The sequence below is a fragment of the Campylobacter massiliensis genome (assembly GCF_014253065.1).
Taxonomy (GTDB): domain Bacteria; phylum Campylobacterota; class Campylobacteria; order Campylobacterales; family Campylobacteraceae; genus Campylobacter_A; species Campylobacter_A massiliensis.
The window spans coordinates 563405-576418 of sequence record NZ_JACLZK010000001.1 but is presented as its reverse complement, the minus strand read 5'-3'; the positions used below and the strand labels follow the sequence as shown (position 1 = coordinate 576418).

Below are 13014 nucleotides of genomic sequence, written 5' to 3'. Positions count from 1 at the left end.
TTGCGCCTATTGATGCAAGTCGAAGTCTATATAAAGTCCGCTTTTTTTACCGTTTTCTAGTACTTCGAAACGGTACCTCATGATGTTTATCAGGCACGCGCTTAGCACGATGTTTGATATGTAGGCATTGTCGCGTTTTTCGACTTCGGCCTTGATAACGCCCATGTCCATATTTACGCCGTGGATCTCAAGGCTCGGCTTTTTAAACCCTTCTAGTCCCTCGATACGCACGATAGTCGGTTGCATCGTGTAAACGGGCTTTGGCGAGAGGCTAAATTTAACCGTCTTGCCGCGAAACTCTACGCCGCAGGAGTGCTCTGTGTTCATATCGCAGGGAAGCGGGGTTAAATTTGCCCCCACGTCCTCTGCGCTCAAAAAGTCCTCTTGCGCTTGCGGTTTAAAAAACAGGTACGCCGAAGTACCCAAAACACCGACCAGAAGGACTAAAATTATGAGAAATTTTTTCATTAATGCTTGTGATGTCCGCCGTGATCGTGCGCGCCGTGATCGTGTCCGTGTTCGCCGTCTTTTTTAGCTACGACCGACTTTGCGACGATATCTTTTAGTTCGAGTTTTTGTCCGTTATCAAACTCTAACGTAGCGTCTAGTTTGTCGCCCTCTTTGATCGGAGCTTTGATGTTCATCAGCATTACGTGCAGACCGCCCGGTTTTAGGCTCACGGCGCTTTCCGGCGCTACTTCGATGCTATCTATTTGCACCATCTTTTTCATACCGTCTACTTCTTTGTGCGTATGTATCTCGCCCGTAGCTGCCGCCGGAGAGCTAGCGCCGATTAGTTTTATAGGTTTGTTGGTGTAGTTTTTGATCTCAAAAAATAGAGCCGTATTTTTTGCGCCAGGTGGCGTAGCTTTGGCATAGATATCTGAAACCTCGACATCTGCGGCGTTTGCAAAGCCCAAAGAGGCGACTACTAGAGATAAAGCTAAAAATTTGCTTTTCATTTTTTTGCGTCCTTTTACGTGGAATTTTGATATTCGCTATTGTAACACAAAATAAAAGCTTTTTAAAATTTTTAAGAGAAAATGTAATATAATTCGATCCTTTATTACGAAAATACTCAACGTTAGGAAAATTTTGAAAAAACTACTCGGCTTACTTATTTTTTCTATCTTTTTTTCTCAAATTTTATCCACCAATGTTCTAGCGGACTCAAATTTGACGGGTACAAAATACTGGCTGGAAAAGCTAGGCGCAGCCGACGTTAGATACGGCTACTACGAGGCCAAGACTAAAATCATCGTCGTAAATAAAGCGCAAAAAACCCTGCAAAGCTTCGAGTATGCAGGCGGCGTGCTGGAGCAAATTTTTTCGCAAAGCGTGATAACGGGCAAAAGCGGGGATAAATTTAAAGAAGGCGACCTAAAAACGCCGGTCGGTGTTTACGACGTCACGGACAAATTTACGCCGCCCGATCCCTTTTACGGACCGCTTGCGATGTCGTTATCGTACCCAAACGCCCACGATAAGGCCGCACAAAAAACGGGCGGAGGCATCTGGATACACGGACTGCCGATGAAAGGCAAGCGCGAGGACGAAGTAAAAACGCGCGGCTGCGTGGCGTTTAACAACGATGCGCTGGTGAAATTCGGCCAACTGATCGGCAGCGAGGGCGTTGTGATAATCAGCGAAAGCCAGAAGGTAGACGCTAGCAAAGACGACGTCGCGCGCGTACTGGCGCATCTGCACGAGTGGCTGCAGGCGTGGCGAGATAACGAAACTAAAATTTACCTCGGCTTTTATGCGGACGAATTTGTAAAAATAGACGGCAAAAACGCGCTAACGAGAGCCAAATTTGCCGAAAATAAAAAGAGAATTTTCGCGCTAAATGAAAAAAAGAGCATAAAAGCTTCAAATTTTAGCGTGACGCCGTATCCAAACGTCAAAGGGCAAAATCTTTTTAGAGTGGTTTTTGACGAGGATTACGCCGCGCCTAGTCACGAATTTAAGGGACAAAAAGAACTCTACGTACGGCTAGATAAAGATAAATTTAAAATCTTAACGGAGAAGTAAATGCAAGAAAAAAAAGAAATAGTAAAAAATCAAATCGAGGAAATTTTAAAGGCGAGGGGCGAGTTTTTCGCCGAGCTAGACCGCCAAGTACCAAAGGTTGCTGGCACGGACGTGTTTGACTTCGCAGCGGTTAAAGAGGCCGATCTAAAGGCGCTTTACGCTAAATTTTACTCTTACGATTATAGTATTAGGAAGCTACTTCCTAACGTTTACGAGGCGTTTGGCGTAAACTTCAATGTCTGAACTCATTTTAAACAGATCCGCCTACATCCATAATCTAACTAAAATTTGCGCCAAAGTCGGCGGCAAAGATCGCGTGATTTTGGTGCTAAAAGACAATGCCTACGGGCATGGAGCGGCGCTTGTGGGGCGCGAGGCGGCAAGCTACGGTATTAAATTTTGCGCGGTCAAAAACGAAGCCGAGGCGCGCGAGCTAGAGCCCTTTTTCGAGCATATTCTTATCCTTTCGCACATCCCTACGGGCGGCGAAAGCGAGCGATTTATCTACGCGGTAAACGACATTTCGCTGATTGCTAAATTTAAAAAAGGCGCACGCGTGCATATCGCCGTCGATACGCTCATGCACCGAAACGGCGTCTCGGTGGGCGAAGTGCGCGCGGCATGCGAGTCTGCCTTGGCGCACGGACTGCAAATTTGCGGTGCATTTACACATTTTAGAAGCGCCGAGGAGCTTAGTAGCGATTATTTCGTACAGAGGCAAAATTTTGACGCGGTAAAAGCCGTAGTGCGCGAAATTTGCGGCGGTTCGAATTTGACCTTTCACTCGCACAACTCAGCTGCGACAGAGCGCTTCGGCGAACTAGCGGACGAGTGCGTGCGCGTGGGTATTGCAGCCTACGGATACGCGCAGTTTGACGAGAGTTTGGAGCTAAGGCGCGTGGCATCGCTTTGGGCACATAAAGTTAGCGGCAGAGTACTAAAAAAAGGGCAATGCGCTGGCTACGGCGCTAAATTTTGCGCGAGCGAGGATATGCAAATCGCCGTTTACGACCTGGGCTACGGCGACGGACTGCTGCGCTATGCGGGCGAGGGCGAGCTACGGACGGCGGGAGGACAGCGACTGCTTGGCAAAATGTCGATGGATAGCTTTTGCTGCGAAGACGCGGGCGATAAAATTTGCGTATTTGACGACGCTAGCGTTTGGGCGGATTTTTTCGGCACGATCAGTTATGATGTTTTGACTAAGCTCTCGCCTAGCATCTCGAGGCGGTTTGAGTAAAAATTCTTGTAAGTGCGCTTGATGCAGGTAGCAAACTCTGCGTGCAGAACTAGCGGCGAAAGCTAGCTTTCCGAATTTATTAGCTTAGTTTGCGATTTTTAAAAACGTAAATTTGCCGTCTGATTCAAATTTACGCCGAATTTTGCCTAATATCGGCTCGCGGTTTTGTAAATTTGAGACATCGTTCGGCAGTCGTAAAAATTTATCGCTTTTTTCTTGGGCGGATCGTGCTAATTTTGCCTAAGCGTCAGGTTCGCTAAATTTGTTTACTGATTTATAGCCTGCCATATCAGCGGGCAAAGCATTTTATGTTTTAGGGCATTATCGTATTTGCTCTTATGCCTCTACGTCGGTGTTTTTAAAAAATTCGGATTTGCGATAAAAACGGACGAGATTCTAGCCGCGGCTAAATTTTCGTAGATAGGTCAAATTTACACTGGGTTAGCGCGAGCCGCATTTTGCAAAAACCGAAGCGGAGTATTCGGCTAAGCAGGCAAAATTATTTAAATTTACTTCAAAATATCCCGAAGCGCGGTTGTTAGATCGATAAATTTAAAGCTAAATCCGCTCTCCATTAAGGCTTTGGGATAAACTTTTGCGCCCTCAAGCAGCACGACGGATCCCTCGCCCAGCATCAAATTTAGCACAAATTTAGGCACTTTAAAAAACGTCGGTCGCCCTAAAACCTCGCCTAAAATTTGAGTAAATTCGCCGTTTGTGCTAGGAGTCGGCGAAACGAGATTAAAAACGCCGCTTTGACGGTTTTGTAAGACAAATTTAAACGCTTCCATTAAATCCGTTACGCAAATCCAGCAAAACGCCTGCTCGCCGCTACTGATCTTGCCGCCAAGACCGAGCTTAAACGCCGGCAGCATCTTAGCCAGCGCGCCGCCTCGCCCCAACACCACGCCTAGGCGAAATATCGCCGTTTGCGTTCGCGCTTTAGCGGCTTCGCTCTCCCACTCGCATGCCAGCTCGCCCAAAAATCCGCGGTCAAATTTGACCGAGCTCTCGTCGTGACTGAGATTGTTTTCGTAGATGCCGATAGCCGAAGCGCTGATGAAAAATGGCGGATTTTCTAGCTCGTTTATCGCGCCGACTAGCGTGCGAGTCGTCTCTATCCTGCTTACGCGAAGGCGCTTTTTATAAGCCTCGCTCCACCTTGCGGCGATAGAAGCGCCGGCTAAATTTATAACCGCGTCGCAGCCTTTGATGAGGTCTTTGAGCGTGTCTTTGTCGTCGTAGGCGGCCCTTGGGATAGCTACTATCTCGTGCCCCTGGGCTCTAAAAAAGCGGCATAGTTCGCCGCCGATAAATCCGCTTGTGCCGTTTATGGCTATTTTCATATTTTTTGCCTTTTTGATAAAATTACTTTTACGCGGGCGGTCAAATTTGACGCGGCGCGGAGTTAAAATCGGCTTTAACTTAAAGCCCGAAGTCAAGCCGTTTTGCTTAAATTTGACGGCAAGACCTGCGCTTAAATTCGCCCGTCAAATTTACTTTCTAAAATACTCTTTCACGCCGTTTTCGCCTTCTAGTTGCGAGCGTAAATTTTCTAGCGCGGCGATGCGGTCTTGCGTGCTCGGGTGCGTGCGAAACAGCGAGCCTAGCGCGCTTTTTACGCCGCTAAAAGGGTTGATGATAAACATATGCGCGCTTTGTTCGTCGGCGTTTGCCATCACGCGTCCGCGCGCGTAGTCCTCGAGCTTGCGCAGTGCGCCGGCTAGGTGCTGAGGCTTGCCAGTTATCATCGCAGCGCCTCTATCTGCCTCAAACTCCCGCGCCCGAGAGATCGCCATGCGTATGATCGTGGCGGCTAGCGGCATGATGACGGCTAGAGCGATTAGCATCAGAGGATTTTGCTTGCCTTGACGATTCGCCGCGCCAAACTGCGCGAAATTCGCCAGTATCGCGATCGCGCCCGCAAACACCGCCGCGATAGAGCCTGTCAGGATGTCGTAGTGGCGCACGTGGCTTAGCTCGTGAGCGAGCACGCCCTCGATCTCGTCTTTATTTAGCAGATTTAGCAGCCCTTCGGTCACGGCTACTGCGGCGTGGCTCGGGTTACGACCCGTGGCGAAAGCGTTTGGAACGGCTTCGGGGATGATGTAGATCTTTGGCATCGGCAAATTTGCCTTCGCGCAAAGCTCGCGCACGATCTGATAAAGCCCCGTCGCGTGTGCTTCGTCTACGGGCACGGCTCGGTAGTGCTTTAACACGAGCGTATCCGAGAAAAAATATGAAAAGAAATTCATCCCAAGCGCAACTAAAAATGCCGTCAGCATGCCGCTAGTGCCGCCTATCGCGCCGCCCACGGCAATAAAAAGCAACATCAGCGCCGTCATCAAAAACGCGGTTTTAAAAAGTTCCATTTGTTTCCTTTGCTCGTAAAATTTTACGAAAATATTTCGCCGCCGTCTTTTATCTTTTTTATAAAGGCAAAAATATCTCGTTCCGCTAGGCGCATCGGAGCCGAGCCCAGCGCGCCTAGATCGTTAAAATAAATAGCATCGTCCGAGTTTAATTTTATGAAAAATCCAAGGTCGCCGTCTTGGCCTATCATATAAAAATCCGGCTCGTAAAGCGCTACTTCGTAGGTTTCGTTTCGCTCGGCTAGAGACGCGCGCCCGTATAGATAGGCGCCCGCTCCCGCCTCGTTAAAAATGTCTACGCACTCCTCGCCCTCGATACTTTCTAAAAATTTTAGATATAACGGCGGGAAATTTATCATCGTTTATCCTTGCCTATTACGGCGTTTTTAAATATTGCGACGTCCGCGCCAGTCTCGCTAAGCGCGGCTAGCTCGTTTTCACCACCGATAACGACGCAAATTTGAGCGTCAAATAGATAATCTTGCGCTAGCTTCGCCGCCTTGATCGCAAGCTCGCGGGGCACGATGATAAATTTCGCTCCGGCTGCGTTTGCGACGATGACTTCGTTTAGATTTTCAGCTTCGACGCTAAAATTTGCACCTAGCTCCTGCACTTGCTTTATCGCAGCTGCGTCAAATTTAAACAAATTTTGCTTGCCCGCTTCGATCTGCCGAGCACTTTCGCGCCAAAATAGCGGCTCATATGGCACCAGTTCGTGACCGATTAGTTTCATTTTCTATCCTTTATGCAGTCCTCGCAGATATACCCGCCGCCGCTTATTACGGCGTCTTTAGCCTCTATAAAGGTGCCGCATTTTTTGCATTCGACGAAATTTTCGGCATCTTTGTCCTCTTTTTTTGCGCCGCTTTTTACGCCTCTTTTGATGCGGGTTTTAAAAAATATCAAATAAATCGCGATTAAAACCGCCAAAAAAGCCAAAATTTTAAATAACATCGCCGCCCTTTATAAGTACGTAATTTCTATTGCCGCGCCCGTAAATTTGAGCCTTGAGCCCCTCTAGCTCGCTTTGCACGCTGCTTCCTTTGTAGAGTAAAATTTGAGTTTGCGCGTCAAAAAAGCCGTTGCAAATCTCAAGTAAATCTTTCGTTTTCATCAGCGCGCGGCTCGTGATCAGCTGCGCCGTAAATGGTTCGCCGTCCTGGATCTTGCAAGATTTTACGCGGACGTTTGCTAAATTTAGTTCGGCCTTGACGTAGCTTAGAAACGCTGATTTTTTTGGACTGGGCTCAAAGAGATGCCACTCGCACTCCCTTAAAATCATCGCGAGAAATATCGCGGGAAAGCCCGCTCCGCTACCCACATCGATCGCCGTTTTAGCGTCCAAAATTTGCGGGAAAATTTTAAGCGGAGCTATGCTGTCAGCGATCTGCTCGTTTAAATTTTTATAGTTGGTGAGGCTGTGCACGCGGTTAAATTTAGCCAAAATCTCGCTAAATTTCGCCGTTTGTGCGTCAAAATCCCTCGGCAGGTCAATTTTCATCTAGCATATGTCCCATCTGCTCTTTTTTTACGCGCAGGTAGTTTTCGTTAAATTTGTTCGCGTGTATCACGATCGGCACGCGAGAGACGATCTGCACGCATTTTAGCCCGGACAGTTTTTTGGGATTATTGGTTAGCAAATTTATCTTTTCGATGCCGAAGTGCTTCAAGATAAAATCCACGATCTCATACGTTCGCTCGTCGGCCTTAAAGCCTAGCTGGTGGTTTGCCTCGATGGTATCGAGGCCCTCATCTTGCAGGTGGTAGGCGTTTACTTTGTTTAGCAGACCGATATTTCGCCCCTCTTGGCGTAGATAGATCACCATGCCGCCGTGCTCTTCGATGTATTTTAGGCTGGCTTCCAGCTGATCGCGGCAGTCGCATTTTAGGCTGCCGATCGCATCGCCCGTTAGGCACTCGGAGTGGATTCGGACGTTTACGACCTCGCCGAAAGGTTTTTTGTAAATCGTCAAATGTTCCTTCTCGCCCTCCTTAAATGCCTTTATCTCAAATATCCCGAAACGAGAGGGTAAATTTGCCGTATTTGAAAGCTCGATATTCATAAAATTTTAACTCCTATTATGTTACACTAAGCGTAAATTGTAGCGAAGTAAAAGGAAAATTATGTTTAAACGTTTTAGAAGGCTCAGGATAAATCCCGCGATCAGGGAGATGGTGCGCGAAACTAGCGTTTGCGCGAGCGATTTTATCTACCCGCTTTTCGTCGTCGAAGGCAAGGGCGTGAAAAAAGAGATAAGCTCGATGCCGGGCGTCTTTCAGATGAGTTTGGACGAAATTTTAAAAGAGTGCGAAATCGTACAAAATTTGGGCATAAAAGCGGTAATTTTGTTTGGAATCCCTAGCCTAAAAGATAGCGTAGGCAGCGATGCTCTAAGCGACGATGGCATCATAGCGACGGCGCTTCGGGCGATAAAGGATAAATTTGCCGACCTAGTCGTGATAACCGATCTTTGCTTTTGCGAGTACACCGATCACGGCCACTGCGGCATCCTAGATCACGTCCATCAGACCGTCGATAACGACGCGACGCTGGAGATCTCCGCTAAACAAGCGCTGATCCACGCTAGAAACGGAGCCGATATGATCGCTCCAAGCGGCATGATGGACGGCATCATCGCTACCTTGCGCGGAGCGCTGGATTTGAGCGGATACGAAAATTTGCCGATTATGGCGTATTCGACCAAGTTTGCCTCTGCATACTACGGACCGTTTCGCGACGTCGCAGAAAGCGCGCCGAGCTTTGGCGATAGAAAGAGCTATCAGATGGATAGCGCAAACCGCCTAGAAGCCGTGAGCGAGAGCCTGGAGGATGAGGCACAGGGAGCCGATATCTTGATGGTAAAGCCCGCCCTTGCGTATCTAGATATCATCCGCGATCTGCGCGAGGCGACGAGACTGCCGATCTGCGCGTATAACGTGAGCGGCGAATATGCCCTGCTAAAAGCTGCGGCAAAAGCGGGCGTCATCGACTATGAGCGCGTGATGATGGAGACGCTCGTAGGGTTTAAGAGGGCGGGGGCGGATATGATAATAAGCTATCATGCTAAAGAGGCTGCTCAAATTTTAAGGGGATAGCGGCTCGTCTTGTGAGCGTCTTTAAATGAGTTTCTGCTTCACTTGCGTTTCGCAGCTGCAAGCAGAGGAAATTTTAAGTCTGCGATAGGCTACATGCCTTATCTTGACTTAAAATTTCTGCACAACATTTAAATCCATCTCACAATACTTCGCCTTAAAAATTTGTGGGCAAATTTGGGAATAAGGGGGCAAAATGCGGCACTTTTTGACGTTAAACGATTTTAGCAAAGACGAAATCATCGAAATTTTAAATTTGGGTTTGCAGATAAAAAAAGAGGCAAAGGCGCGAGATTTTAAGCCGTACTTAAAAGATCAAAAACTGGCGATGATATTTGAGAAAAGCTCGACCAGAACGCGCGTTAGCTTTGATGTAGGGATGAACGAGCTTGGCGGACACGCGCTGTTTCTTAGCTCGAGCGACATCCAGATCGGGCGCGGCGAGCCTATAAAAGACACCGCGCGCGTGATCTCGCGAATGTGCGATCTCATCATGGCTCGCGTTAATCGCCACGAGACGTTAGAAGAGCTTGCTAAATTTAGCCGCGTACCCGTAATAAACGGCCTTAGCGATAAATTTCACCCCGCACAGCTGATGGCCGATCTCATGACGGCGGTCGAATGCGGGCTAAAAATAGATGAGATAAAAGCGGCGTTCGTGGGCGACGGCAACAACATGGCTCACTCGTGGCTGATGCTAGCTAGCAAGCTAGGTTTTGAGCTAAGGATCGCTATGCCAAAGGGCTACGAACCGGACGCCGAGGTCGTAAATTTAGCGATGAAAAACGCTCAAATTTCGGGAGCTAAAATTTATCTAACTCAGGACGTAAAAGAAGCCGTCTCGGGCGCTAACCTCGTCACTACAGACACTTGGGTCTCGATGGGGCAGGAGGCGGAAAAAGAAAAGCGCCTGAGAGACTTCGCCGGATTTTGCGTGGATGAAAATTTGATGAGTTTAGCCGCGCCCGGCGCTATATTTTTGCACTGCTTACCGGCTTACCGCGGATACGAGGTGAGCGAGGCGGTGTTTGAAGCGCACGCGGATGAGATTTTTGCCGAGGCGGAAAATCGCCTGCACGCGCAAAAAGGCGTGATGGTTTGGCTGGATAGGCAGCGAAACGGGTAAGTTAAGGAACTAAATGAAAGAAAAAAATCTACAAAAAACATACGAAAAAATCAACGAAATTTCGGGCGAGCTCGGGATAAAAGAGGGCGAGAAAACGATATTTGAGATCGTGCCGACGAGCGATCCTAATCAAATGAGCCTTAGCCTAAAAAGCGGCTCGTGGGACGGAGTGGAGCCTTGGTCCGGCATTGACGAAAATCAAAATTTACACACGATGGTTTCGTTAAAATCGCTCTCGCAGCTCATCGAAGCCTACCGCAACGTCCAAAAGGAAAATTTCGAGCTAAGGCTTGAAAAGACGATCTGGCAAAACGTGCCGATAGATTTCGCCGACGTTTGGGTCGTGGCGATGGACGAGATACGCAAGATCGCCGCAAAAAATAAAAATAAAAAAAGCATCGACGTAAATTTGGAAAAACTGGTAAAAGGTATCAAAAAGCAGTATCCGAATTTGTTCGTCGATATGGAAAATATAATGAAAAACGCGAGGAATAAAACGCTATGATAGATTTTGACGCTTACGTGAAGTATTCGCGCCCGGGGCCGCGATACACGAGCTATCCGACCGCACCCGAGTTTAGCGATAAATTTAGCTACGAGGACTACCTGCGGGAGCTAAAAACCCGCGACGCCTCGCGCCCGCTTTCGCTTTATTTGCACTTGCCGTTTTGCCGCAGCGCCTGTTATTTTTGCGGTTGCAACGTGATATATACGAGCAAAGAGGATCGCAAAACGCGCTATATGCAGTATCTGCAAAAAGAGCTCGATCTGCTGGCGGCAAATCTCGACACGAGCGCGCCTGTGCTGCAAATGCACTTTGGCGGCGGCACTCCGACATTCTACGGTGCGGATCAGCTTGATGAAATCATAAAAATGATAAAGGCTAAATTTAAAAATTTCTCGCCCGAGGCTGAAATCAGCTGCGAAATCGACCCGAGATTTTTGACCCGCGAGCAGCTTGACGTGCTCGTCTCTCACGGCTTTAACCGTATCAGCTACGGCGTGCAGGACTTTGACGAGCGCGTGCAAAAAGAGATCCACCGCATCCAGCCCTACGAGATCACCAAAAACGCCGTAGATATGGCGCGCGCTAAGGGCATAAACTCGATAAATACGGACCTGATCTACGGCCTGCCGTATCAGACGCTAGATAGCTTTAAAGCGACGCTGGATAAGTCTCTGACGCTGTCTCCGGACCGCCTAGCGGTGTTTAACTACGCGCACGTGCCGTGGATAAAAAAATCTATGCGTAAATTTGACGAAGCCACGCTACCTAGCCCTAAAACCAAGCTTGAAATTTTAAAATACACGGCCGAGTTTTTCATCAAAAACGGCTACAAAATGATCGGCATGGATCATTTTGCAAAGCCCGGCGACGAGCTTTTCGGCGCGCTTGCTAATGGTACGCTCCATCGCAACTTCCAAGGCTACACGACCAAGGGCGGAGCCGATCTCATCGGCATAGGGCTAACTAGTATCGGCGAGGGGCAAAGATACTACGCGCAAAATTTCAAGGACATGGACGAATACGAAAAGGCCCTAGATAGCGGCGTTTTACCGTATTGCAAGGGTATCTATCTAAACGATGACGATCTAATCAGAAAAGCCGTGATAATGAGCCTGATGAGTAACTTTGCGCTTGATATCAAGGCTGTCGAGGATAAATTTGACATCAAATTTTTCGAGTATTTTAAGGATGATTTAATCGAGCTTGAAAATTTGAGCGAATTCGTAACCGTAACGCCTGAAAAAATCAGCGTAAACGAGACCGGCACGCTGATCATCCGCAATATCGCGATGTGTTTTGACGCGTATTTGAAAAAAATACCAGAAAATTTACGCCGATTTTCAAAAACGGTTTGATGGGCGGACATGTTTAAATTTAGCGAAATTTCAGATAAATGCGTAAAATGCGGCAAATGCATCCAGGTCTGTACGATCCACAAGATAAACTCCGACGAGACGACCTCTCCGCGCGGCTTTTTAGACCTAGTAGGGGCTTACGAGCGCGGCGAGCTAAAGCTTGATAAAAGCGCGAAAAATATCTTTGAGAGCTGCTTTTTGTGCACGAACTGCGTCGATGTCTGTCCAAACTCCTTGCGCGTGGATACGGCGATAGAAAACGTCCGTCGCGACATCGCCGATAAATTTGGCATCGCGTGGTATAAAAAGGCGTTTTTTTGGCTACTGCGCCACCGTGCGGTTATGGACTTTTGCGCGAGGCTAGGCTACGTGTTTCAAAGTTGCGCGTTTAAGATCCGTGAAGGCGCGATGAGTCCGAGGTTTAGCCTGCCGATGGTGAAAAAAGAGCGGCTTTTGCCCACTGCTAGCAAAAAGAGCTTTTTAAACTCGCACGCCGAGTTTATCGATAACGGCGGCGATAAAACTATCGGAGTTTTTATCGGCTGTATGGGAAACTACGCATATACGGGTATTGGCGAGGCTTTGGTTAAGGTCGCGCGCGAGCTTGGGTTAAATTTAAATTTGATGAAAAAGCAGGCCTGTTGCGGCGCGCCAGCGTATTTTACGGGGGATTTTGCGACGGTCGAGGTTTTGGCAAAGCGAAATATCGAGTATTTTGAAAAAATGTTGGGCGAACTAGACGCCATCATCGTGCCCGAGGCGACTTGTTCGGCGATGATAAAGATCGACTACGAGCACTTTTTTCATGGCGACGAACAGTGGCGAGAGCGCGCAAAAGCGGTGAGTAAGAAGATATTTTTAGCGACGGAGTATTTTGAAAAATTTACGAATTTGGCTGAAATTTTGGCAAGAAAGGGCAAAAACTTAGCCTCCGTGACCTATCACGACCCTTGTCACGCTAGAAAAATGCAAGGCGTCTTTAAAGAGCCTCGCAAACTGCTCGCTCAAAACTACGAGATAACAGAGATGAGCGATCCAAACGAGTGCTGCGGTTTTGGCGGAGTGACTATGCAGTCTGAAAAATATCACCTAAGCCGCGCGGCCGGACAAAGAAAATCAGAGATGATAAAAAACTCTGGCGCAAAGATCGTAAGCGCGGAGTGTAGCGCCTGTAAAATGCAGATTTCAAATGCACTACACATCGGTGGTTCTGATGTAAAATTTGAGAACCCGATAGAGTTAATCGCAAAAGCGCTTTTGTAAATTTATAACTTTTTTATTTTTTATAA

Annotated in this window: 17 protein-coding genes; 8 read left to right on the top strand and 9 right to left on the bottom strand. The window is 47.9% G+C overall.

Annotated features, from left to right (window positions below):
- Positions 1-6: 6 nt before the first annotated feature.
- Together H7R39_RS02740 and H7R39_RS02735 are read right to left on the bottom strand one after the other, a co-directional pair.
- The gene (locus H7R39_RS02740) at positions 7-468 is read right to left on the bottom strand and encodes a hypothetical protein (RefSeq protein ID WP_185897862.1); all 462 of its coding nucleotides are present in this window, start codon (positions 466-468) and stop codon (positions 7-9) included.
- Complete coding sequence (locus tag H7R39_RS02735) at positions 468-962, bottom strand: copper chaperone PCu(A)C (RefSeq protein WP_185897861.1); 495 nt, start codon at positions 960-962, stop codon at positions 468-470. The genes H7R39_RS02740 and H7R39_RS02735 overlap by 1 nt, the downstream gene beginning before the upstream one ends.
- 133 nt (positions 963-1095) lie before the next feature.
- Between H7R39_RS02735 and pgp2 the strand changes: the two genes are divergently transcribed.
- Genes pgp2 through H7R39_RS02720 form a run of 3 tightly spaced genes read left to right on the top strand, consistent with a single transcriptional unit; the run spans position 1096 to position 3271 of the window.
- Positions 1096-2031: a cell shape-determining L,D-carboxypeptidase Pgp2 gene (gene pgp2 / locus H7R39_RS02730; protein WP_185897860.1), complete on the top strand. Its 936-nt coding sequence runs from the start codon at positions 1096-1098 to the stop codon at positions 2029-2031.
- A complete protein-coding gene (gene cmeU, locus H7R39_RS02725) occupies positions 2032-2274 on the top strand; it encodes a CmeU family protein (RefSeq protein ID WP_185897859.1) in 243 nt (80 codons plus the stop codon). It begins immediately after the preceding gene.
- Entirely contained in the window at positions 2267-3271 is a 1005-nt protein-coding gene (locus H7R39_RS02720; RefSeq protein WP_185897858.1) for an alanine racemase, read from the top strand. Before cmeU ends, H7R39_RS02720 begins: the two co-directional genes overlap by 8 nt.
- A gap of 509 nt (positions 3272-3780) precedes the next feature.
- Here H7R39_RS02720 and H7R39_RS02715 read toward each other — a convergent pair.
- The 7 genes from H7R39_RS02715 to ribA form a co-directional block, all read right to left on the bottom strand.
- Positions 3781-4617: a TIGR01777 family oxidoreductase gene (locus tag H7R39_RS02715; RefSeq protein ID WP_185897857.1), complete on the bottom strand. Its 837-nt coding sequence runs from the start codon at positions 4615-4617 to the stop codon at positions 3781-3783.
- A 150-nt stretch (positions 4618-4767) separates the two neighbouring features.
- On the bottom strand, positions 4768-5643 hold the full coding sequence (gene htpX, locus H7R39_RS02710; RefSeq protein ID WP_185897856.1) for a zinc metalloprotease HtpX: 876 nt from the start codon (positions 5641-5643) through the stop codon (positions 4768-4770).
- Positions 5644-5666: 23 nt separating this feature from the next.
- The gene (locus H7R39_RS02705) at positions 5667-6002 is read right to left on the bottom strand and encodes a hypothetical protein (protein ID WP_185897855.1); all 336 of its coding nucleotides are present in this window, start codon (positions 6000-6002) and stop codon (positions 5667-5669) included.
- Entirely contained in the window at positions 5999-6376 is a 378-nt protein-coding gene (locus tag H7R39_RS02700; protein WP_185897854.1) for a hypothetical protein, read from the bottom strand. The genes H7R39_RS02705 and H7R39_RS02700 overlap by 4 nt, the downstream gene beginning before the upstream one ends.
- Positions 6373-6597: a PP0621 family protein gene (locus tag H7R39_RS02695; protein ID WP_185897853.1), complete on the bottom strand. Its 225-nt coding sequence runs from the start codon at positions 6595-6597 to the stop codon at positions 6373-6375. Before H7R39_RS02695 ends, H7R39_RS02700 begins: the two co-directional genes overlap by 4 nt.
- A complete protein-coding gene (gene rsmG / locus H7R39_RS02690; RefSeq protein WP_185897852.1) occupies positions 6587-7144 on the bottom strand; it encodes a 16S rRNA (guanine(527)-N(7))-methyltransferase RsmG in 558 nt (185 codons plus the stop codon). Before rsmG ends, H7R39_RS02695 begins: the two co-directional genes overlap by 11 nt.
- Positions 7134-7706, bottom strand: a complete 573-nt coding sequence (ribA, locus tag H7R39_RS02685) for a GTP cyclohydrolase II (RefSeq protein WP_185897851.1) — start codon at positions 7704-7706, stop codon at positions 7134-7136. Before ribA ends, rsmG begins: the two co-directional genes overlap by 11 nt.
- 61 nt (positions 7707-7767) lie before the next feature.
- On the opposite strand from ribA, the gene hemB reads away from it, so the two are divergent.
- The 5 genes from hemB (at position 7768) to H7R39_RS02660 (ending at position 12988) form a co-directional block, all read left to right on the top strand.
- Complete coding sequence (hemB, locus tag H7R39_RS02680) at positions 7768-8739, top strand: porphobilinogen synthase (protein WP_185897850.1); 972 nt, start codon at positions 7768-7770, stop codon at positions 8737-8739.
- Positions 8740-8932: 193 nt separating this feature from the next.
- Entirely contained in the window at positions 8933-9862 is a 930-nt protein-coding gene (gene argF, locus H7R39_RS02675) for an ornithine carbamoyltransferase (protein WP_185897849.1), read from the top strand.
- Positions 9863-9875: 13 nt separating this feature from the next.
- Positions 9876-10367, top strand: a complete 492-nt coding sequence (locus H7R39_RS02670) for a DUF2603 domain-containing protein (RefSeq protein ID WP_185897848.1) — start codon at positions 9876-9878, stop codon at positions 10365-10367.
- Positions 10364-11725 (top strand): oxygen-independent coproporphyrinogen III oxidase, encoded by a 1362-nt coding sequence (gene hemN / locus H7R39_RS02665; protein ID WP_185897847.1) that lies wholly within the window; start codon positions 10364-10366, stop codon positions 11723-11725. The genes H7R39_RS02670 and hemN overlap by 4 nt, the downstream gene beginning before the upstream one ends.
- Positions 11726-11734: 9 nt before the next feature.
- Positions 11735-12988 carry a (Fe-S)-binding protein gene (locus tag H7R39_RS02660; protein WP_185897846.1) on the top strand — a complete coding sequence of 418 codons (1254 nt, stop codon included), beginning with the start codon at positions 11735-11737 and terminating at the stop codon, positions 12986-12988.
- Positions 12989-13014: the final 26 nt, after the last annotated feature.